Genomic DNA, 21240 nt, shown 5'->3' with positions numbered 1-21240 from the left:
CTCTTCGCGCTGCTGATCACACGCTCCAGGCGTCGCATTGGATGCGGCCGGCCTGGCCTTCGGTTTCAGAACGAGTGGCGCAGGCCCAGCATCAGGCCGGTCTGCGATGCGCCCGCCAGCGGGCTGCCACCGGCTGCGGCCGAGCTGACCGAGATGGCCAGGCGCTGTCCGTTGTCAATGCGCGCGGCCTGGGCATAGACCGCCGTGCGCTTGGAGAACTTGTAGGTGGCGCGCAGGGCCAGCAGGGTGGAGCGGTCGCCGCCCTGGGCATAGCGCAGTTGCTGCAGCTGGCCATCGACCACGACGGCGGCGCTGGGGGACCAGGACAGGCCGCCCCAGGCCAGGGTGCTGCGCGGCGTGGCGCCGTTGCTGGCCGAGGCCGCCTGGGCCGCGTCGTTGTCGCGGCGCATGAGGCCGGCGCCCAGCTTGATGGTGGGTGACAGCGCGGCATAGCCGTTGAGCATGATGCGGCGGTCCTTCAGGTCCGAGCGCGTCAGCCCTGCAAATGCGCCGGCGCCGCCGCGCATCTCGTCCACGGCCAGCGCAAAGCCCCAGGGCGCGGAGTCGTACTTCAGCATGGCGGACCACTGGCGGCAGGCCTGCCTGTCCGTGGCCGATTCGCCGGCGCAGTTGGTGCCGGCCGGGCTGGGGCCGGCGTTGACGGCATCGCGTCCCAGGCTGTAGGCCGCACCCAGGCTCCAGGCGCCGAAGCGCCCCCGGTAGGCCAGTGAGTTGTCGGTGCGCGTGTTGGGGATGTAGCTGTCCAGGCTGCTCAGACCGAAGGCGTTGGGACCCAGCAGGTCGGCGTCGAACAGCGCCCAGTACAGCATGGTGTAGTTGCGCCCCAGCGAGACGCTGCCCCAGCCGCCGGACAGTCCCACCCAGGCCTGGCGCCCGAAACCCCGCCCGCCCTGGTTGAAGGTGCCGGCATCCGGGCCAAAGCCTGACTCCAGCGCAAAGACGGCGCTCAGGCCGCCGCCCAGATCCTCGCTCCCGCGCAGCCCCCAGCGCGACGGTGCCGTTCCCGTGAGGCCGGGCATGCGCGTCAGCGATCCGCCGCCTTGCACATTCGTCAGGTGCTCGATGCCGGTGTCCAGATGACCGTACAGCGTCACCGACGAGGCGGTCTGGGCCTGGGCGCCGCCTGCTGCTGCCAGCATGGCGAGTGGGGCGAGGCGGGCCAGACAAGCCCGCAGTGGGCGCTTGGCTGGGGGTTGGGGAATGCTCTTGAGAGTGCGTTTCATGCTTTTGTCTCCTGTTGTTGTCGTTGCGGAATCGGCACGCCGCAACGCTGCGCCTTGGGAAAGGCGAGAGTGGCGGGCGCGGGGAAATGGGAGAAAGCGGCTGGGCGCCCTGCGCTTCAGGCGCCCGGGAGGTCCCGGTACATGACGAAGCGCGCCACGCGGCGCGTGATCAGCCAATGGCCTTCAGGACTGCGGCCAAAGGTGTCATCGAACTCGCCAACGAGCTGGCGCGGTTGGGCCGGGCGGCCGTGCGGCGTGATGGCATCGGCCTCGTCGCAGGACCACAGCAGCACCTGGCTGCGCGCGCTGGCGCGGTCCGGTCCTTGCAGTTCCACCAGCGTGTTGGTGACCAGATGCCGGGTCATGCGGCCTTCGGGACGCCGGGAGTACGCGGCGGCGATGGCCGTGCGCCCGCCCAGCACCTCGCCGCCGGGCCGTTGCAGCTGGCCGTCTTCGGCAAACAGCTGCGCCAGGGCCTGGGCATCACCGGCATCCGCAAAGGCAGCAGCGCGCAGCACCAGGTCCAGGCAGGCCTGGCGGGCCAGCAGCCGGTCGATTTCATGGTTCATGTTTCTTGTCTCCCCGGAATTCGCAGCCTGCGATGGGCTGTCTTGATCCAGGCCCCAAGCATTCCACGCTGGCATCGATCCGGCCAATGCCGGAGCCCCGGCCATCAATGCGTTTTTCTTATGGGACAATCAAAACACGTTCTTCCAACGTACCGCGAAGCGCCTTTCAATGAACCTTTCTCTTGCCCCCTGGGCCAGCAGCAATCCCTCGCGTTTTCCCGAGTTGGCAGGCCATTTGCGAGCCATGCGCGCCATGCTGGGCGTGGTGCGCCATGGCAGCACCACGCGGGCCGCCCAGGCTATGCATCTTTCTCAGCCAGCAGTGGTGCGCTCGGTGCTGCAACTGGAAGAGGCCTGTGGCCTGCCGCTGTTCATGCGGGGGGCGCGCGGCATGATGCCGACCCCGCTGGGCAGCCAGCTGGCCGCCCGCATCGAGGCCATGCTCCAGCATCTGGGCAGCGGCGCGGCCGACGCCCAGGCCGCCGCCACGCTGGCGGCCAGGCGCCCTCCCCTGCCCGAGCGTTTTGCCGAGACCGTGCCTGCGGGCCAGCTGCGCGCCCTCATGGCCATTGCCGACTGCGGCAGCGAATCCCTGGCCGCGCAGTGGCTGGGCCTGACGCAGCCCGCCGTGCATGCGGCGCTGCAGGGGCTGGAAACCAGTCTGGGCATGCAGCTGTTCTACAAGCTGGCCTTCGGCACGCGGCTGACGCCGTCCGGCGAAGCGCTGCTGCGCCGTGTCAAGCTGGCCCTGGCCGAGGTGCGCGGCATGGACAGCGATATTTCCGCCTGGCGCGGCGAGATCCGGGGGCGCGTGGTGGTCGGCGTGCTGCCGCTGTCGGTGGGAATCTTCCTGCCGCGCGCGGTCGACAGCCTGGCCGCCAGCCACCCGGACATCGAGGTCAGCATCGTGGACGGCACCTACGAGAGCCTGGTGCAGCACCTGCTGAGCGCCGACATCGACGCCATCGCCGGCGCCCTGCGCGCCGACATGTCCTCCGATGAGGTACGCCAGCTGCACCTGTTCGACGATGACCTGGTCGTGGTGGCACCGGCCGGCCATGCCTGCCTGGACCGCGGCCAGCTGGTTCTGGAGGACTTGCTGCAATGGCCCTGGGTGTCGCCCCTGCCCGGCACGCCGGCCGACCGCGCCATGGTCCAGCTGTTCCGCAGCCAGGGCCTGGAGCCGCCGCGCGCCAGCCTGCGCGCCAGCAGCCCGACCATGACGCTGGCCTTTGTGCTGCAGACGGGCCGGCTGGCCCTGGCCTCGCGCGGACAGGCCCTGCAGGATGACCACGGCGGGCAGTTGTCCATCGTGCCCGTGGACCTGCCTTCCACACGCAGGCGCATCGGGCTGGCCACGCGTGCGCTGAGCACGGCATCGCAGGACCTGGAGCTGTTCATGCAGGCCTGCCGGCGGGCCGTGGGCGATCCGCCGGCCTAGCCTGAGCGCAGCGCTCGCTCAGTGCCCCATCCAGTCGAGCAGTGCCCGCGACACCTGCTGCGGCTGCTCCATGGTGCTCATGTGGCCACTGTCCTCGATCACCACCAGCTCGGCGCGCGGGCACAGGGCCTGCATGCGCTCATGGCGTGACAGCGGGCTCCAGGCATCCTGGCGACCGCAGGCCAGCAGGGTCGGGCAGCGCAGTTGCCGGAGCACATCGCCCGCATCGGGGCGGTTCAGCAAGGCATTGATCTGCGCAGCAAACACCTCGGGCGTGAAGCGCGCCACCATGTCGAGCACCTCGCCAAACAGTGGTGTATCAAGCTGGTCGGGATGCACCATGCCGCGCGCCCATTGCAGGCCCATCTCGCGCATGCCGCTGTGCCGGGCGATCTGCAAGAGCGCCATGCGCTTGGCGCGTTCGCTCTCGCCGGCCTCGCCCGGGGCGATGGGGTCCATGCCGGTGTCCAGCAAGGCCAGCCGCTCCACACGCTGGGGCGCCATGCCGGCAATGGCCAGGGCCACGCGCCCGCCCATGGAATGGCCCGCCAGCGAAAACCGCTCGGCCGCCACGCAGTCCAGCACAAGGCGCGCCATGTCTTCGATGGTGGCCGCCGCGCCATAGGACGGAACAATGCACTCGGCAGCACCGGCAAAGGACAGGGCCGCCTGCTGCTCGTGCCAGACCGTCTTGTCGCACAGCAGGCCCGGCAGAAGTACCACGCAAGGCCGGCTCATGTCGCGTTCTCCAGGATGAGGTGGCCGACGGCCGTGTTCGATGCCGGCACATGGTAGAAGCGGTGGTTGACCTTGGGCAGCGGCGCCGGGCCATCCACATCGGCCATGGCACCGCGCGCGATCAGCCACATCACCAGCTCGATGCCTTCGGAGCCGGCCTCGCGCACGTAGTCGATATGCGGCATCTTGGCCAGGCCGGCAGGGTTCTCGATCAGCAGGTCCAGAAAGCGGTTGTCCCACTCCTTGTTGATCAGGCCGGCACGCGCGCCCTGCAGCTGGTGGCTCATGCCGCCCGTGCCCCAGATCTGCACGTTCAGGTCTTCGTCGAAGCTTTCCACGGCGCGGCGGATGGCACGGCCCAGATTGAAGCAGCGCTGGCCCGACGGCACGGGGTACTGCACCACGTTCACGGCAAACGGAATCACCGGGCAGGGCCAGGCGCCCGTGCGCGCATCCTGCTGCCCGCACATCAGCGACAGCGGCACGGTCAGGCCGTGGTCCACGTCCATCTTGTTGACGATGGTCAGGTCGAAGTCCTGCTGGATCACCGACTGCGCAATGTGGCTGGCCAGCTCCGGATGGCCGACGACCTTGGGCACGGGGCGCGGGCCCCAGCCTTCGTCGGCGGGCTGGTATTCAGCGGCCGTGCCGATGGCAAACGTCGGGATGAAGTCCAGGCTGAACGCGGTCGCGTGGTCGTTGTAGACCAGGAAGATCACGTCGGGCTTGTTGTCCTTGAGCCATTGGCGCGAGTGCTCGAAGCCTTTGAACAGCGGCTGCCAATAGGGGTCGCCGGCCTTGCCCCGGTCCATGGCCGCGCCGATGGCGGGCACATGCGAGGTGTAGACGGATGCGGTGATGCGTGCCATCAAATGCCCTTTGCTTGCTGCGCCTGCTCATGCAGGTAGCGGTTTCCTTCGATGCTGCGTCCGCCGCCCAGCATCATCTGGCGGTAGTCCTCCTCGTTCATGCCGCTCATGGTCGAGACCAAGTTCTGCACGCTGACGCCGTCGGTGGCGCCGATCTTCACGAGGAAGTAGATGTTTCCGCCCAGCGCAATGCAGCGGTTCAGGTCGCGGTCCAGCACGGCCTGTCTTTGCTCGGCCGTCATGGCCCATTCGCCCAGGTAGGCACGCTCGTCGGCCTTGAAGCGCTCGCGGTTCTCGGCCTTCATCAGCGACATGCAGAACTGGTTGAGCCAGTAGCCCTGGCGGGATTGCTCGGCGTCGAAGACCGTGGTTCCCGGTACGTCGAGATAGGGTTTGTCCAATGCCATGGAAGTGTTTCTCCTGCGCTTGAGCGCTTGGGCGCTCGGGCGCGTGCTCACGGATAGGGGTTCAAGGATCAAGCACCAGGCGCTCGCAGCGCGCCACCCCCCGGCGCCAGGGCGCGGCCGGCGCCCGTGGCCCACACGGCCAGCGCAGCGGCAATCAGCGGCAAGGCAAAGACGTAGTACAGCGAGGCAGGCTGCCAACCGCCGTCCAGCAGCAGGCCGGCCATGGTGGGCGCCACGATGGCGCCTATGCGCCCAATGCCTATGGCCCAGCCCATGCCGGTGGCGCGCACCTGGGCCGGATAGGTGGCCGGCACCAACCCGTACAGCCCGGCCATGGAGGCGAACAGGAACACGCCCACGCCCACCGCTGCGGCGAACGCCCAGCCCAGGCTGGCCGAGGCCAGGCCGAACAGCGCGGTGAACAAGGCATTCAGCAGCAGGCTGCCCATGGCCAGATGCCGCAGCTTGGCCTTCACCGCCAGCAGGCCGAACAGGCTGCCGCCGGCAATGCCGCCCAGGTTGAGCAGCACGCCGCCCGTCACGCCCTGCTGTGCCGACAGGCCGGCCTGCACCAGCAGCTTGGGCGTCCAGCTCAGGGAAAAGTAGACGCTGAACATCAGCAGGAAGAAGCCGGCCCAGAGCATGAGCGTGGGGCGCGCCAGGCCGTTCCTGAACAATGCGGCCACGGTATTGCCCTGCTGGACGTCACCGCCGGCTTGCGCGGGCAACTGCAGCATGGCGGGTTGCCCCATGAGTGCCATCAGGCGGTTGAGCTTTTCCAGCGCACGCGCCGGGCGACGGCCCATCAGGAAATCCACCGACTCTGGCAGGCGCCACAGTACGATGGGCACCATCAGCGCCGTGGCCAGGCCGCCGAACACAAAGACCGAGCGCCAACCATGGTGTGTCAGCAGCCAGGCGGCCATGAGTCCGCCCAGCGTGGCGCCAATCGGATAGCCCGTGGCCTGCAGCGCAATCGCCGTGCTGCGCCATTTGTTCGATGAATACTCTGAGGTGATCACCCCCACGCTGGCCAGCATGCCGCCAATGCCCACGCCCGTCATGGCGCGCAGGGCTGCCAGCTCGACATGGCTGCGCGCTGCCGCAGACAGCAGCATGCCCACGGACACCAGCACCAGGCACAGCACGATGATGGGTTGCCGGCCACGGCGGTCGGCCACGGGCGCAAGGAACAGCGAGCCCAGGGCCATGCCGATCAGACCGGCGCTGAACAGCACGCCCAGCTGCGCCCCGTTGAGCTTCCATTCGGCAGCGACGGCCGAGGCGGTGAAGGCCATCACCAGCACATCGAAGCCGTCCAGCATGATGAGCAAGGTGCAGATGGCCACGGCCAGCCACTGGAACGGCGCCATGGCGCCCTCGTCCATCGTCTTGCGGATATCTTTCATACAAGTCCTTGTCGGAGCAGGTTGTCTCTTTGCCCTGGCAGGCGCTTTGCGCCCAGGCCAAGTTCTTTTGTGGGAAAACTGGGGGCGGCCTGCATTCGGAGCGCACAGCGCCGACATTCCCCAGTGCAAAAAGTATCTCCACGCCAGCCTTTCCAGGCCAATGCCGACGGACGCGCAAGCTATGCGTTCTATTGATGGCTACATGCAAAAAGGCCGGCCACCCAGAGGTGACCGGCCTTCGTTCATCAAGAATCCAGGGACTGAGCGGGCTGCCTCAGGTGCAGTGCCCCCTCATGCCAGCCTCCCCAGTCCTGCCAGCAGCTTGTCCAGCGTGACCGGGTAGTCGCGCACCCGCACGCCGGTGGCGTTGTGGATGGCGTTGGCAATGGCTGCGCTCACGCCGCAGATGCCCAGCTCGCCCACGCCCTTGGCCTTCATGGGCGAGGCCATGGGATCGACCTCGTCCAGAAAGATCACTTCCTGGTGCGGGATGTCGGCATGCACGGGCACCTCGTAGCCTGCCAGGTCATGGTTGACGAAATAGCCCAGTCGCGTGTCCACGGCCAGCTCTTCCATCAGGGCCGCTCCCACGCCCATGGTCATGGCGCCGATGACCTGGCTGCGGGCCGTCTTGGGATTGAGGATGCGGCCGGCCGCGCAAACGGCCAGCATGCGGCGCACGCGGACTTCGGCAGTGAAGGCGTCCACGGCCACCTCCACGAAGTGCGCGCCAAAGGTGGACTGCTGCATCTTCTTGTCGAGCACGCCGAATTCGATGGCATCCTCGGCCGTCAGGTCGGCGTCGCCGGCAGCGCTGGCCAGGGCCCGGCGCTTGCCGCCCGCCTGCACATGCCCATCCGAGAATTCGGCCGTCGCCGGGTCCATGCCCAGCTTGCGCGCCACGGCCTCGCGCAGCTTCACGCAGGCGGCATAGACGCCGGAGGTGGCACTGGCCGCACCCCATTGCCCGCCCGAACCGGCCGACACGGGAAAGCCGGAATCGCCCAGCCGCACGCGCACCTGCTGCAGCGGCAGGCCCAGCATCTCGGCCGCCGTCTGGGCAATGATGGTGTAGCTGCCCGTGCCGATGTCGGTCATGTCGGTTTCCACGGTGAGCATGCCCTGCCTGTCCAGACGCACGCGGGCGGCGGACTTCATGACAGGGGCGCCTCGGTAGGCGCCGGCCATGCCCAGGCCGATCAGCCAGCGCCCTTCGCGTCGTTGGGCCGGCTGGGGATTGCGCTGGCTCCATCCGAAGCGCTCGGCGCCCGTGCGCAGGCACTGCACGAACTCACGGCGGGAAAACGGCTTGTGCTCCTGGGCAGGGGTGCCCTCCTTCGCCTCGGGTTGCGGCTTCTTGCCGCTGTCCGGCACCACCTGGGTGTCGTTGCGGATGCGCAGCTCCACGGGATCGATGCCGAGCTTTTCCGCCAGCTCGTCCATGGCAACCTCCAGGGCCATGTGCCCCGTGGCCTCGCCGGGGGCGCGCATGGCATTGGCCTCGGGCAGGTCCAGCACGGCCAGGCGCGTGGCGGTCATGCGATGGGTGCCGGCATACATGCGACGGGTCTGGTCCACGGCACCGTCCGCCGATCCTCCTGGCTGGTCGCCCGACCAGCTTTCGTGGCCGATGGCGGTGATTTTTCCGTCCTGCCCTGCCGCGATGCGCACACGCTGGATGGTGGCCGGGCGGTGCGTGGTGTTGTTGGCCATCAGCGGGCGCTGCAGTGCGACCTTGACGGGCCGGCCTGCCGCGCGGGCGCCCAGCGCGGCCAGCAGTGCGTCGGCCCGCAGGAACAGCTTGCCGCCAAAACCGCCGCCAATGAATGGCGAGACCAGGCGCACTTTGTCCTTGGGAATGCCCAGCGTCTTTGCCAGCTCGCCCTGGCCCCAGGCAATCATCTGGTTCGAGGTCCATACCGTGAGCTGGTCGCCCTTCCATGCGGCCAGCGTGGCATGGGGCTCCATCATGGCGTGCGACTGGTCTGGCGTGGTGTATGTGGCGTCCACCTTCATGGGGGCCGAAGCGAAGGCGCCCTCGAAATCGCCAATGGCCGTATCCGGCGCATCGCCATTGATGCTGTCGGGTGGCACGGCGGAGTCCTTGGCCTCGGCCAGGTCATAGGCGCCAGCCACGGGCTCGTAGTCCACACGGACCAGTTGCGCGGCAGCGCGCGCCTGCTCGAAGGTCTCCGCCACCACCAGGGCCACGGCCTGGTGGTAGTGGGCCACCTGGGGGCCTGCCAGCAGCGGCGCGGTATTCATCTTGCCCTGGCCCAGCTTCCCAGCGGTCTGCGCGGTGACGATGGCGAGCACGCCGGGCGCGCGGCTTGCCTGCGCCAGCCCGATGCTGCGTATGCGGCCCTTGGCGATGGCCGAGCCCACCACATAGCCATAGGCCGGGTGCTGGACCACGTCATGCCGTTCATAGGCATACGGCGCCGTGCCGGTGGTCTTGAGCAGGCCGTCGATGCGGTTCATCGGCTGGCCGATGGTCTTGAGCTGGTCAATGGGGTTGACCGTTGCGGGGGTGTCGAATTTCATGGCTTTAGAGCGTGTTGTGCACTTTTAAGTACCCGCGTTGGCTCTGCGCGCTGGTGATCGCAAGGCGCAGTGCGCAGCCAAGGCCCATGCCTTGGCAAGCGCTGCAACGCCGCGAGCGCCTGCGCACAGAGCCAACCCTTCGGGAAAGCCGGGAAAGGGGCCCGGCCCTTCGTTGCAGCCCGCTTGCGGTGTGGCAACCGCGGCGCGTGCTACGCCTCGTTCCGGGCCCCTTTCCCGGCTTTCGCGGGCACTTAAAAGTGCACAACACGCTCTAGCTCCTGGCCTGGTCCAGCACGGCGGCGAGCGTGCGTTCGGCCAGCGGGAGTTTGAAGGCGTTGTCGTGCGTGGGCCGGGCGCCCGCCAGCAGGCGGTCGGCAACGGCCCTGGCGCCCTGCGGCATCAACGCTTCGGCAGCATCCAGACGCCAGGGCTTGTGCGCCACGCCGCCCAGGGCCACGCGCCCGCTGCCGTCGCGCTGCACGATGGCGGCCACCGACACCAGCGCAAACGCATAGGAAGCGCGGTCACGCACCTTGTGATAGATGTGCGTGCCGCCCGGCGGGGGCGGCAGGGTGACGGAGGTGATCAGTTCGCCGGCCTGCAAGGCCGTCTCTACATGCGGCGTACTGCCGGGCAGCCGGTGGAAGTCGGCAATGGGGATGACGCGGGCCTTGCCGTCGGCCTGGATGGTTTCCACCGTGGCGTCCAGCGCGCGCAGCGCCACGGCCATGTCACTGGGATGGGTGGCAATGCAGGCCTCGCTGCCGCCGATCACCGCATGCTGGCGGCTCACGCCGGCAATGGCCGAACAGCCGCTGCCCGGCACGCGCTTGTTGCACGGCATATTGGTGTCGTAGAAATACGGGCAGCGGGTGCGCTGCAGCAGATTGCCGCCTGTGGTCGCCATGTTGCGCAACTGGCCCGAGGCGCCGGCCACCAGGGCGCGGGTCAGCACGCCGTAGTCGCGCCGCACGCGCGCATGGGCGGCCAGGTCGCTGTTGCGCACCAGCGCGCCTATGCGCAAGCCGCCCTGCGCGGTGGGCTCCACGGTGTCCATGCCGGTGCCGTTCACATCGACCAGATGCACGGGGGTTTCTATCTGCAGCTTCATCAGGTCCAGCAGATTCGTGCCCCCGGCGATGAAGCGGGCGCCCGGCCGGGCCGCCACGGCGGCGGCGGCCTGCGCGGGGGATTGGGCGCGTTCGTAGGTGAAGGCAATCATGTGCGCCCCTCCCCCGCCACTTCGGTGATGGCATCGACGATGTTGGAATACGCCCCGCAGCGGCACAGGTTGCCGCTCATGCGTTCACGCAGTTCATGGGCCGACACCAGGGGCTGGGCCACGATGTCTTCGCTGGCATGGCTGGGCATGCCGCGTTTGATTTCATCGAGCACGCCCACGGCAGAACAGATCTGCCCCGGCGTGCAGTAGCCGCACTGGAAACCGTCGTGCCGCACGAAGGCGGCCTGCATGGCGTGCGGGGATTGCGGTGTGCCAAGACCTTCGATGGTGGTCACGGCGGCGCCCTGGTTCATCACGGCCAGGCTCAGGCAGGACACCACGCGCCGGCCATTGACCAGCACCGTGCAGGCCCCGCACTGGCCATGGTCGCAGCCTTTCTTGGTGCCGGTCAGGTGCAGATGCTCGCGCAGGGCGTCGAGCAGCGTGGTGCGGGTGTCCAGGTCCAGGCGGTGTTCCTTGCCGTTGACCTGCAGGGTGACGGGCAGTTGGACCCCTTCGGGGATGGAGGGAGGCTGCACTTGCGCGCCGGCCGATCGAGGCACGGCCGTTGCCGCAGCCGTGGAGGCACCTGCAATCAGCAGGTCCCTGCGCGAAACGGAAAGCTGGGTGTTGTGTTCCATGGGGCGTCCATCGTGTTGGCTCGTTCGTGGGGCGTGCACACTGCTGCGAACACGCCGCTCCAAGCATCGGTTCGGGACGCGTCTCGGGTTGTAGGTGATGGTCCAACGTCCGGGACATCGGGTTGTCCGATGACGGATCAGCGCATGCAGACGTGCGAGGGCCCCCGGCCCATGCAAAGGCAGCGCCAGCAAGGCGCCCCAGCCTTTGCCGATGTGCCCTGCCCCGGCTTTGTCCCGGCTTTGCCCCAGCGATGGGCCTAGGCCGCAGGCGGCACGTCGCCGCGCTGCATGCGCTCGAAGGCCTTGTCGATTTCCTCGGAGCGTATGGCGCCCGCAGCCGGCACGGGACGGCCCGCGCGCTGGGCGTCGATCTGCTCCTGCATGCGCGTGGCCACCTGCATCAGCACGCGGTGCAGGCCCAGCTGCTGGCGGCGGGCCTGGTCCAGGTGCGTGACCACGGGCTCCAGGGACTGGGTCAGCGACCGGGTCAGCAGTTGGCCCAGCATGTGGACCAGGGCCTGACGTTCCTGGGCGGCCTGTACCTCCGAAAGGGTGCTGGCCTGGGTGCCGACGGGCTCGCTGGCCGCCCTTTGCGCCATCAGCTCGCGTATGCCGTGCAGCGAGTCGCCTGCAGCACTTTGGGTTTGCAGCAGCCGCGCCAGCAGAGTCTGAAGCGCCTGTAGCGTCTGGGATTGGTCAGCGTCCCTGGCGGCGGCGTGCGCGGCCGCTGCCGATGCGTGGGCCTGGTCGGCGGCGCCTTCCTGCATCGCCTGCTGCTGGGACTGGGACACCGACTGGGCCACCTCGCGCGTAGCGGCGACCAGGTCGACCAGCTGCGCCGTCACGCGCGTGGCGGCGTCGGCATTGGCGCCGCCTGCAGCCTGGCGGCGCAGGAACTGCTGGCGTATCTGCTGCCAGCGGGCGCTGTCCTCGTCGCTCATCTGCCCGCGCAGCTCGGCGAGCTTGAGCAGGTTCTCCTCGGCGCCCGTGGTCAGCATCTGCGCTTCGCCCTGGTAGTGGTCGGCCAGCATCTGCTGCATTTCCTGGTCGTTCATCACGGGCGTGATCTTCTCGGCCAGCTTGTTCATGTTGCGGTAGCTGCCCTGCAGCCGGAAGGCCGGCTCGGTGCGGTAGCCGTCGTCCTGCGCGGCGCTCTGGATGTACTGCTGGTTGACCTTGAACACCAGCTCGCGCACCTGCACCATGCGGGCCAGCACGGCCTCGATCTCGCGCAGCTCGGCCGATGAGTAGTCGTGCGACAGCGCATTGCCCGAGACCTCACGGCCCTGCGCCTTGTCCAGCAGCAGGTACAGGTCCTGCAGGCTGCGCGTGGCCATCGGCGCCAGCACGGCGTTCGAGGTCATGCTGTTTTCGATGTAGCTGAGCTTGAACACCTCCTGCATGCCGCCCAGCACATCGCCCAGGTTGTAGATGTCGGCACGGTTGGCCAGCATGTCGGGGATCTTGAAGACCTCCCCCGACTCGGTGTACGGATTGCCCGACATGACCACGCAAAAGCGCTTGCCGCGCATGTCGTGGGTGCGGGTCTGGCCCTTCCACACGCCCTCGATGCGGCGCGTGCCGTCCGACAGCGAGATGAATTTCTGCAGGAACTCGGGGTGCGTGTGCTGTATGTCGTCGATGTACAGCATCACGTTGTTGGCCATCTCCAGCGCCAGGTTAAGCTTTTCCAGCTCCTTGGCCGCCGTGGCGTCCGGCGCCTGGGCCGGGTCCAGCGAGCGCACGGAGTGGCCCAGCGCCGGGCCGTTGATCTTCATGAAGATCAAGCCCAGCCGGTTGGCCACGTACTCCATCAGCGTGGTCTTGCCGTAGCCGGGCGGCGAGATCATCATCAGCAGGCCCATCTGGTCGGTGCGCTTGTTCTCGCCGGCCACGCCGATCTGCTTGGCCAGGTTGTCGCCGATCACGGGCAGGTAGATCTCGTTGATGAGCCGGTTGCGCACAAAGGACGACAGCGGCCGGGCCTTGAATTCCTCCACCCGCACGCGCGAGCGCCACTCCTGCAGCAGCTGCTGGCGCAGCGCCTGGTAGCGGCCGAATTCGGGAACAAAGGTACGGAAATGGCGCGCGGCGCGCTGGCCCAGGTCGTCGATCTGCAGCCACATGCGGCCGTCCGCAATGCGCGGATGCTGGCCCAGCAGGCCCGGCACTTCGTGGCGCAGGTCCACGCTGCTGACCTTGCACGGCAACTGGCCGGCACAGCACAGCCAGGCGGCGGCCTCGCCGCAATAGGCCAGCCAGGCCTGCCCTTGCCCGTCGTCCAGCGCGCGGCAGGCGGTCTGCAGCCAGTGCAGCGCGCTGCGCCAGCGCTGGTCCAGCGGCGCCACGGCCTTGTCGCGCCGGTCCTCGCCCTGCCAGTAGGCCTGCATTTCTTCCCAGCGCTGCAGCGGCTGGGCCTGCTGCTGCACGGCAGCCTGCAGCGCGGCAATGGCCGACTGGCTGTAGCTGGAGAAGGAAAAGCGCACGGCCTTTTGCGCCAGCTCGGCCTGCAGGTAGTCGGCGGCGCCGTGGATCAGGCTGTCGATATCGCTGTCTGCGGGCGCCGCCTGTCCTGGCAGCAGGTCGCGCAGCAGGCCCCGTTCTTCGGCATAGGCGCGCAGGCGCTCGGAGATGTCGGTGCGCAGGCTCAGCTGTTCGGCCTCGCTGCCGAACATCTGCTGCATGGCCTGGGCCTGCTGGGCGCGCAGCGGCCACTGCGCCATGGCGGCAGCCAGCTGCGGCTGCTGCACCTGGGCCTGTGCGCTCCAGAACAGCAGGGCCAGCGCACGGGCGTCGGGCGCAAAGCGCAGCACGCCAGCAGCATCGCGCAGGGGCAGCAGCACCTGCAGGATGCGGGCCGCATCATGGTCGTGGATGCCGCGCTCATAGCCTTCGCGGTAGCGCGGCGCGGAGAATTCGCGGATGGCCTGGGTCAGCGCCGCCTCGTCGGGCAGCAACTGGGCCAGCCGGGCCTCGCTCCAGCCGTCACGGCGCTGGCGCGCAGCCAGCACCACTTCCAGCGCCAGGTATTCGCCCCGGTAGAACTGCGGCGATTCGGCCGGCGTGGAGGCATCCCAGTAGGCCTGCAGGGCGGCCAGCTCCGGGTTGTCCATGGGCTCGAAATACTCGGTGCCGACCAGATGCAGGAACAGTTCGCCGTTGCGCGGCAGCAGGGTCAGGTCCAGCTCCTGGTTGCCCACGCTGAAGCGGTGGCGGCCCAGGCGAATGATGGCGCCGTCGCCTTCGTACAGCTCGGTGCGGTCCTGCAGCGCGCGAAACGCCTGGTCGCGCAGGTTCTTGACGCGGCCGTCGATGTCGTCGGCCTTGACCGGGTCATGCAGTTGCTCGCGCAGGCGCTGGGCCAGCTCCTTGAGCTTGCCGATCAGCGGATCGCCTGCAAAGAACGCATGCAGCGCGTCGGCACTGGCCAGTTTCTCGGTGCGCTTGGGCAGGCTCTGCACGATGCGCAGCGCCGCGTCCAGCACGCCCTGCGCCTTGCGCTGGCGCTCGTCCTGCAGCGACTGGCGGCGCGCCTCGAAGCTCTCCAGCACCTCCTCGCGCTTGGCCATGATGTCGCCGAGGAACTGCTCGTGCTCGCCGAAGCGGCTTTCGATTTCCTCCAGCTGCACCAGCAGGCGCGCCAGCTGCTCGTCGCATTTCTCGGGCGTCTGCGCCAGGCCCAGGGCGCTGACGATGCTTTGCGAGAACAGCGCCAGCTGGGCGGCGAACTGGGCCACGTTCTCGGCGCCGCCCAGGCCAGACCGGCGCTGCTCGGCGCGTGCACGCACCTGGTTCAGGCGCGCGTAGACGGCCGAGATGCGATCCACCACCTGGGTGCGCTGCGTGGCGTCGTCGATGGACAGGCTGCCCATGAGCTCGGACAGCATGTCCAGCGCAGCCGCCATGTCGGCCATGCGCGCCAGCGGCTCGTTGATCTGCGCCACCGTGGCTGCCGCCTGCGCGGCCTGGTCCAGTGCCTGCAGCTGATCGGCATAGGGCTGCATGGCCTCGTCGGTGGCAATGAAGGCGGCCGTGCGCTGGGAGACTTCGGCCTGGGCCTCGTTGACGCCCTGCACCATGGTGTCGATGGCGGCCTGGTCCACATAGCGCAGGTCGCGCGTGGCCATGAGCTGGCCGCGCAACTGGCCCAGCTGGGTGAGCGCGTCCACGTACTCGCCAATGCTTTTCCAGTCGGCCAGCCGCAGTGTCTTGAGCAACTGGCCGTGGCGGCTGGAAACCTCGCCCATGGCCTTGGCCGAGGCGTTGCGGATGCTCTCGACCTTTTCGTACTCGTCGATGACCGCATCACCCGTGGCGACAATGCCCAGCAGGGTCTCGTGCACGCCCTTGAGCTGCGGCGCGCCCAGCCAGTGGTAGCGCTCGAACAGGCGGCGCGCGGCGTCGATCAGGCGCTCGTAGCGCGGCAGCGAGACCTCGGTGGCCGCGATTTCCTTGCGCACGCTGTACAGGTCGGAGATGCCGCTGACCAGTTCGGCATTGCCGATGCGGCCCAGGAAGCTGTCGCGCTGCGGCTGGCGTGCCGCATAGTCGTCCGAGGCGAAGGGCGTGCGCCAGACCTGCATGGGGTGCACGCGCGAGGCCTCGTTGCTCTCGGCCGCGAAGATGACGACGCGCCCGTCGTCCATGCGCGCATAGCCGTGGCCGATGATGGGCGGCTGCAGGGCGCGCTCGATCAGGTTGTACTTGAACAGCGCCATGCGCCCGCTCTCGGGCTCGTAGAACACGTAGAGCACATCCTCGCCGTTGGGCGAGCGGATGCTGCGCCGGTAGCGCATGCCCTGCATGTTCTGCTCGAACGAGCGGTTCTCGCCGCTTTGCAGGTAGTAGCCGCCGGGGAAGATGATGCCGTGGTCCTGCGGCAGCTGGATGCAGGCCGCGCCGATGGCGTCCATGCGCAGCACCTGGCGCGACAGGGTGTTGAAGATCAGGTAGCGCCACTGCTCTTCGCGGTAGGGCAGGATCTTCAGCAGGATCAGGCTGCCCACGGCCGCGTACTCGAACACGGCGTCGTCCAGCGACTGGTTCTTCTCCTGCACGGGCTCGCTGTAGATGCCCAGTCCGTCGTTGGTGTTGTTCTCGACCTTGATGGTCAGCGTGCCGCCCAGGGTCTCGACGAAGACCCCGTCCAGCACGTTGATGTGCGGGTGGCGCCCCTGCACCAGCTGCTCGCGCCCGGCGCGCTGCCACTCGAAGTCATGCGGTGCGGGCAGCTCGATATCGCGCTCGCCCCGGTTGTCTATGTAGCGGATGGGCTGGCCATCGACGGGCACGGACCAGCGGAATACGCGCACATCGGACAGGCGCTCGCCAATCTGAAAGCTCGCCAGCAGCTTGCCGTCGCGCACGGCCAGCTGCATCAGCCGGGTGTTCTTGTAGTAGGCGTACAGCTCCTGGAAGTCCTGCACGAAGCTCTGTATGCCCAGAAAGCTGTCCTTGAGATCGACCGGCGTGACCTCGTAGCCCTGCTGTCCCTCGTGCAGGCGGTACAGCACGAACACGTCCTCCACGCGCGTGGACTGCTTCAGACCCATGAAGACGTTGTAGCCAAACAGCAGGTAGCCGCCGACCTGGGCGATGTCGCGGCCCAGGCAGTTGTTTTCGGTGCGCACGCGCATGCGCCCGATGACTTCCATCTGGCTGCGGCCGAATTCCTCCAGCCGCTCCTCGTTGAGCTGGCGTGCCAGCGTCTCCAGCGCCTGCCCCTGGCCGTCAAGGCGCTTGGCCAGCACTTCGTAGGAGCCGCCGCTGGCGACTGCCTGGTCCACGGCGGAGGCCGCGGTGTCGGGGGACAGGGACTGTGAAGACGATGGGGACGGTTGGGACATGGGCGTCACGGGCTTTCGCGTGTCAGGGACCATTCACGCCCTCCCCGGCCAGCTGACTGGCAGGCAGGCGGGCGGAGGAAGGCGGATGCGGGAGGCTGGGCAGCCGGTGGAGGGAGCGGCCGGGCGGCCGCCCCGTTCAGTCGACCCTCTGCGTGGGCGGCAGGCCCTTGCCGTCGCCCAGCGCGTTCAGCAGCGATGCGCCGCCCTTGCCGCTGAGGAACTTGCTGATCAGGTCCTGCACGATGGGGCTCTTGCCCGCCACGCCTTCCACGGCCTTGCCCACGGACAGCGCCTTGGCGAAGTTGTCGAAGAAGGCTCCCTCGCCACCCACGATGTCGATGTTGGCCTTGCTGAGTGCGGCCGACAGCACCTCGGACTGGTCCTTGGCCACGCTCTTGTTGGCTTCGATGGCGGCCAGCGCCTGCTCGAAGTTCTTCTCCAGCTGCATGCGGAACTCCTCATGCGAGCGCGCCTGGTCGGACAGCGAGGCCAGCGCGGTGAACTTCTCGGTCAGGCCCTTGGCCTCGGCGAAGAGCTTGTCGCGCAGCACATCGGCCTCGGACATGCCCACGTCGCGCGTGACCGTGGCCTTGGTGGCGCCCACCTGGGCTTCGCCGCGCGCCTGGGCCAGCAGGCGCTCTTCCAGCACCTTGGCATCGGCCAGGCCCTGCTTTTCGTTGGCGTCGGCCGTGGCCTCGATGACGCGCGCCTCGGCCAGGCCCTTTTCCTGATGGCCCTTGGCTTCGGCCATCAGCTTCTCGGCAATCACGCGGGCCTGGGCCAGGCCTTCCTTTTCCAGGGCGGCGGCGGTGACTTCGCGCACCTTGGCATCGGCCAGGCCGGGCGCGGCGCGCTCGACCTCGATGGCCTCGGCCAGCTTCTTCTTCGCTTCGGCGGTCTTGCTGGCCGCTTCCAGCTCGGCCTGGGCCATGGTCGTGACTTCCACGGCCTTGTGGCGCGAGGAAGCCTCTTCGGCCTCGGCCTTCTTGACCTGGCGCACCATGTCTTCCTCGGCCTGGGCCTGGGCAGTCAGCACGGTGACCTGCTTCATGCGCTCGGCCTCGGAGACCACGCGCACTTCCTTGATGCGTTCCTCTTCCTGGGCCACGGACTTTTCCACCACCACGCGCTCGCGCACCACGTTGGCGATGTTGGCCTTCTCGACCTCGATGGCCTTTTCCTTCTCGATGCGCTGCAGCTCCACCTCGCGCTGACGGGCCACGATCTCCAGCTCCTTGGCGCGCGTGACCTTCTCGACCTCGATCACCACGGCACGCTCACGGTTTTGCTGGGCCACGGCCACTTCGCGCTGGCGGTTTTCCTCACGGATGTCCAGTTGCTCCTGGGTCTGGATGCGCGCCTGCTCGGCCTTCAGGCGCTCTTCCTCCTGCACCTTCTGGGTTTCGGCCTGCTCGCGCGCCTGGATGGTGGCGATCTCGCGCTTTTGGCGCGCCTCGGCATCGGCCTGCTGGCGCTCCAGCGCCAGCATGGCTTCCTTGGTCTCCACGTTCTTCTTGGTGATGGCCAGGTCGGAGTTGCGCTCGAGCTCGTTGGTGACGATGTTCTGGTTGGCCGTCAGCTCGGTGATCTTGCGGATGCCCTCGGCATCCAGGATGTTGTTGGGGTCCAGCGAGGACTTGGGCGTCTGCTCCAGGTAGTCGATGGCCACGTCTTCCAGCACATAGCCGTTGAGGTCGTTGCCGATGACATGGATGATCTGGTCGCGGAAATCCTGGCGGTTCTCGAACAGCTTGACGAACTCGATCTGCTTGCCCACGGTCTTGAGCGCCTCGGAGAACTTGGCGTTGAACAGCTCGTTGACGGCCGTCTTGTCCGAGGCCCGGTCCACGCCGATGGCCTTGGCCACCTTGAGCACGTCTTCCGCCGTTTCATTGACGCGCAGGTAGAAGGCCACGGTGATGTCGGCGCGCATGTTGTCGCGGCAGATCAGGCCTTCCTTGCCGCGCCGGTCGATCTCCAGCGTCAGCAGCGAGATCTGCATGAACTCCTTCTTGTGGATCACCGGCAGCACCAGGCCGCCCGTGAACTTGACCTTGGGCTGCGACGTGGTGTCGTTGATGATCAGCGCCGTGCCCTGTGGAACCTTGATGTAGAAGGCCTTGACCAGGGCGAACAGCCCGAGGATGACGACGAAGACGGAACCGATCACCACCCCGGCGACGATGTACCACTCCATGTTGCTCATGTTCATGCGAATCTCCCCTGTGAATTGCTATCTGTGAAAACGCTGAAAAAACGGAAAGGCCGCGCCCGCCGAACGGGCGCTCGGGCCTTGTGGGAATCCCGGAACTAGCGCGGCAGCTCGGTGCCGTCGAACTCGGCCTTGCTGACCACGCGCCAGGCGTTGTGCTCGGGCAGGTGCTCGATGAGCACGATCTCGGTGCCCCGGCCCAGTGCGCGCTCGGGCGAGCGCATCTGCACGTTCAGGCCCGCGCCGCCGTCCTCGACACTGCCGTAGCCCTGCGTGCCGTCCACCACGGCGCTGCGCACCAGGCCGGTTCGGCCCAGCAGCACCTTGGGCTCCTCTGCAGGCGCCACCTTGTTGACGATGCCCCGCAGCGGGCGCAGCAGCAGCACGGTGGCGGCAAAGCCCAGCACCATGGCTGCCGCTGCCACCAGGGAGCCGGTCAGCAGGTTCACCAGGGTCCAGCCCTGCGGCATGGGCACGAAATGGCACAGCACATACGAGGCCAGCCAGGACATCAGGAACAGCGCGGTGAGGATGACCGTGAGCGGAATGCCACCCAGGCCCACCTTGAGCAGCAGCCCGGCCAGCGCGCTGACCGAATGCTCCACGCCGTGCGCATGGTCGCTGCCGTCGAACAGCACCCAATGGTCCAGCGAGTCCACCTCCAGCAGGCCCAGCATGGCGATCAGCCAGTACAGCAGCATGAACAGCAGCAAGGCGCCAAAGATGAAAGTCGGAAAGCCAAACGCGTATTGCAGGAACGCAGACATGTTTCTCCCCTCCCCTCAAATCCGGCAGCCGAGGCGGCAGGCCTGGCAGTGCCTGCCTGGACAACGGCCGCGCATCAAGCGTTTTTTCCGCCAGTTGCGGCGCGCTGCGCCTTCAGGCGTTCCAGCACCGATTGCGCATTGCCCGCCTGGGGCGTGATGCCGGCAGCGCGCAGCTTGGCATCCAGCGCGTCTTCGCTGCTGTCGCGCGCCAGCTCGGCCGCGCTTTCCATGCGCGCACCGCGCTCGGCCTGCTTTTGCTTGATGCGCTCCAGAGAATCCAGCGCGCTTTGCACGCGCGTCTGCGAGCCTGCGTAGCGGCCGGCCACCGTGGCCTGGGCGCGCTGCACGCTTTCCGTGGCCTTGACCGTGTCGGCCTGCTGCTTGAGGCGCTTGATATGCGTTTGCGCCGTCTGTATGGCCACGCGCAGCTGCTCCACGCTTTGCGTGTAGGCGTCCAGCTGGGATTGCTCCTCGTCGCGCTGGGTCTCCAGCACGGAGACCTTGCCGGCCACTTCCAGCGCCAGCGCCTCGTCGCTGGTGTCCAGCGCCTTGACGGCATAGCCCTCGTACTCGGCAATGCGTTCCTGGGTCTGCTTGAGCTTGCCGGCCGCCAGCTTTTGCTTGGCCATGATGTCGGCCAGCGCTTCCTTGGACTTGTTCAGGTCGCTGTCGGCATCGCGGATTTCCTGGTCCAGGATGCGCAGGGCCTGGCTGTCGGTCACCGCCTCGCCGGCCTCGTGGGCGGCGCCGCGCAACGCTGTCACCAGCTTGTTCCAGATGGTCATGATGATCTCCTAGGGGCTCAGTGTCTTCAACGGGCGGGGCGTCAGGCCTGCGCGGGGGCGGATGCGGATGTGGGGGCGGGCACCGGCGTCAGGTAGTGGGCCAGTGCCTCGGTGGCCTGGATGACGCTGTCGGCCAGGGTCAGGATCTCGGCAATGATGTCGCCCTCGCTGCTGCTGGCATGCAGGGCGGCGAACATCACGTAGCCCTCGCCGCCGTGGGCCTGGGGTTCCAGCGCCATCGTGGTGAAGGGAAACAGTTTTTGCAGGCGCAGCATCTGCTCGTTGAGACCGGCGCGGTCGTGCACCTGGTCGGCGGGCCACAGAAAGGCCTCCACCACCAATTGGTCGCCCGAGAGCGCCACATGCACCGGCAGATCGCCGAATTCGGGCAGGCTGACCAGCAAACTTGCGTCTGCGCCTTCCAGCACCTCGATATGGAGCCGGCCGCCCTGCACCAGTGCCGATTGCTGCAGATCGCCCGCCAAGGCGTGAATATCCCGATATGCCTGTCTGCTGTTGTCCATGCCGCCCTCCTTGTGGATGAGA

15 protein-coding genes are annotated in these 21240 nt (G+C 67.8%); 1 reads left to right on the top strand and 14 read right to left on the bottom strand.

The genetic code is table 11. The features are described 5' to 3' along the window. Window positions 1-65: 65 nt before the first annotated feature. Both DA1_RS14390 and DA1_RS14385 read right to left on the bottom strand, forming a co-directional pair. The gene (locus DA1_RS14390; RefSeq protein ID WP_034393793.1) at window positions 66-1244 is read right to left on the bottom strand and encodes a porin; all 1179 of its coding nucleotides are present in this window, start codon (window positions 1242-1244) and stop codon (window positions 66-68) included. Between the two features lie 116 nt (window positions 1245-1360). Next, window positions 1361-1813: a nuclear transport factor 2 family protein gene (locus DA1_RS14385; RefSeq protein WP_034393795.1), complete on the bottom strand. Its 453-nt coding sequence runs from the start codon at window positions 1811-1813 to the stop codon at window positions 1361-1363. Window positions 1814-1982: 169 nt separating this feature from the next. Between DA1_RS14385 and DA1_RS14380 the strand changes: the two genes are divergently transcribed. Then, entirely contained in the window at window positions 1983-3254 is a 1272-nt protein-coding gene (locus DA1_RS14380; RefSeq protein ID WP_034393797.1) for a LysR family transcriptional regulator, read from the top strand. 18 nt (window positions 3255-3272) lie between these two features. Here DA1_RS14380 and DA1_RS14375 read toward each other — a convergent pair whose 3' ends face one another. The 12 genes from DA1_RS14375 to DA1_RS14320 all read right to left on the bottom strand — a co-directional run bounded on the left by DA1_RS14375 (window position 3273) and on the right by DA1_RS14320 (window position 21218). Further along, on the bottom strand, window positions 3273-3992 hold the full coding sequence (locus DA1_RS14375; RefSeq protein WP_034393799.1) for an alpha/beta fold hydrolase: 720 nt from the start codon (window positions 3990-3992) through the stop codon (window positions 3273-3275). Next, entirely contained in the window at window positions 3989-4861 is an 873-nt protein-coding gene (locus tag DA1_RS14370; RefSeq protein ID WP_034393801.1) for a class III extradiol dioxygenase subunit beta, read from the bottom strand. Before DA1_RS14370 ends, DA1_RS14375 begins: the two co-directional genes overlap by 4 nt. Next, a complete protein-coding gene (gene ligA, locus DA1_RS14365) occupies window positions 4861-5268 on the bottom strand; it encodes a protocatechuate 4,5-dioxygenase subunit alpha (protein ID WP_034393803.1) in 408 nt (135 codons plus the stop codon). The genes DA1_RS14370 and ligA overlap by 1 nt, the downstream gene beginning before the upstream one ends. 68 nt (window positions 5269-5336) lie before the next feature. Then, entirely contained in the window at window positions 5337-6677 is a 1341-nt protein-coding gene (locus tag DA1_RS14360; RefSeq protein ID WP_034393806.1) for an MFS transporter, read from the bottom strand. Between the two features lie 291 nt (window positions 6678-6968). Beyond that, window positions 6969-9221, bottom strand: a complete 2253-nt coding sequence (gene paoC / locus DA1_RS14355; RefSeq protein ID WP_034393809.1) for an aldehyde oxidoreductase molybdenum-binding subunit PaoC — start codon at window positions 9219-9221, stop codon at window positions 6969-6971. A 271-nt stretch (window positions 9222-9492) separates the two neighbouring features. Next, window positions 9493-10443 carry an FAD binding domain-containing protein gene (locus tag DA1_RS14350; protein ID WP_034393812.1) on the bottom strand — a complete coding sequence of 317 codons (951 nt, stop codon included), beginning with the start codon at window positions 10441-10443 and terminating at the stop codon, window positions 9493-9495. Continuing rightward, entirely contained in the window at window positions 10440-11084 is a 645-nt protein-coding gene (gene paoA / locus DA1_RS14345) for an aldehyde dehydrogenase iron-sulfur subunit PaoA (protein ID WP_013802387.1), read from the bottom strand. Before paoA ends, DA1_RS14350 begins: the two co-directional genes overlap by 4 nt. Before the next feature lie 257 nt (window positions 11085-11341). Then, window positions 11342-16930: a DNA repair ATPase gene (locus tag DA1_RS14340; protein ID WP_230590826.1), complete on the bottom strand. Its 5589-nt coding sequence runs from the start codon at window positions 16928-16930 to the stop codon at window positions 11342-11344. 136 nt (window positions 16931-17066) lie between these two features. Continuing rightward, window positions 17067-19142 (bottom strand): hypothetical protein, encoded by a 2076-nt coding sequence (locus DA1_RS14335; protein WP_012205645.1) that lies wholly within the window; start codon window positions 19140-19142, stop codon window positions 17067-17069. 98 nt (window positions 19143-19240) lie between these two features. Further along, on the bottom strand, window positions 19241-19909 hold the full coding sequence (locus DA1_RS14330; RefSeq protein ID WP_013802385.1) for a hypothetical protein: 669 nt from the start codon (window positions 19907-19909) through the stop codon (window positions 19241-19243). Window positions 19910-19983: 74 nt separating this feature from the next. Continuing rightward, window positions 19984-20694, bottom strand: a complete 711-nt coding sequence (locus tag DA1_RS14325) for a PspA/IM30 family protein (RefSeq protein WP_012205647.1) — start codon at window positions 20692-20694, stop codon at window positions 19984-19986. 41 nt (window positions 20695-20735) lie between these two features. Continuing rightward, window positions 20736-21218, bottom strand: a complete 483-nt coding sequence (locus tag DA1_RS14320; protein ID WP_230590827.1) for a YjfI family protein — start codon at window positions 21216-21218, stop codon at window positions 20736-20738. Window positions 21219-21240 lie beyond the last annotated feature (22 nt).

This window comes from Delftia acidovorans NBRC 14950 (assembly GCF_001598795.1).
GTDB lineage: Bacteria > Pseudomonadota > Gammaproteobacteria > Burkholderiales > Burkholderiaceae_C > Comamonas > Comamonas acidovorans.
Note: the sequence above shows the minus strand (reverse complement) of the source record. Positions and strands in the feature narration are given on the sequence as shown.

Excerpts from the sequence above, each read along its gene's own strand:
- DA1_RS14380 (WP_034393797.1), top strand. The coding sequence starts at position 1,983 with ATGAACCTTTCTCTTGCCCCCTGGGCCAGCAGCAATCCCTCGCGTTTT.
- ligA (WP_034393803.1), bottom strand. The coding sequence starts at position 5,268 with ATGGCATTGGACAAACCCTATCTCGACGTACCGGGAACCACGGTCTTC.
- DA1_RS14335 (WP_012205645.1), bottom strand. The coding sequence starts at position 19,142 with ATGAACATGAGCAACATGGAGTGGTACATCGTCGCCGGGGTGGTGATC.
- DA1_RS14360 (WP_034393806.1), bottom strand. The coding sequence starts at position 6,677 with ATGAAAGATATCCGCAAGACGATGGACGAGGGCGCCATGGCGCCGTTC.
- DA1_RS14370 (WP_034393801.1), bottom strand. The coding sequence starts at position 4,861 with ATGGCACGCATCACCGCATCCGTCTACACCTCGCATGTGCCCGCCATC.
- DA1_RS14385 (WP_034393795.1), bottom strand. The coding sequence starts at position 1,813 with ATGAACCATGAAATCGACCGGCTGCTGGCCCGCCAGGCCTGCCTGGAC.
- paoA (WP_013802387.1), bottom strand. The coding sequence starts at position 11,084 with ATGGAACACAACACCCAGCTTTCCGTTTCGCGCAGGGACCTGCTGATT.
- DA1_RS14340 (WP_230590826.1), bottom strand. The coding sequence starts at position 16,930 with ATGTCCCAACCGTCCCCATCGTCTTCACAGTCCCTGTCCCCCGACACC.
- paoC (WP_034393809.1), bottom strand. The coding sequence starts at position 9,221 with ATGAAATTCGACACCCCCGCAACGGTCAACCCCATTGACCAGCTCAAG.
- DA1_RS14350 (WP_034393812.1), bottom strand. The coding sequence starts at position 10,443 with ATGATTGCCTTCACCTACGAACGCGCCCAATCCCCCGCGCAGGCCGCC.
- DA1_RS14325 (WP_012205647.1), bottom strand. The coding sequence starts at position 20,694 with ATGACCATCTGGAACAAGCTGGTGACAGCGTTGCGCGGCGCCGCCCAC.
- DA1_RS14330 (WP_013802385.1), bottom strand. The coding sequence starts at position 19,909 with ATGTCTGCGTTCCTGCAATACGCGTTTGGCTTTCCGACTTTCATCTTT.
- DA1_RS14390 (WP_034393793.1), bottom strand. The coding sequence starts at position 1,244 with ATGAAACGCACTCTCAAGAGCATTCCCCAACCCCCAGCCAAGCGCCCA.
- DA1_RS14375 (WP_034393799.1), bottom strand. The coding sequence starts at position 3,992 with ATGAGCCGGCCTTGCGTGGTACTTCTGCCGGGCCTGCTGTGCGACAAG.
- DA1_RS14320 (WP_230590827.1), bottom strand. The coding sequence starts at position 21,218 with ATGGACAACAGCAGACAGGCATATCGGGATATTCACGCCTTGGCGGGC.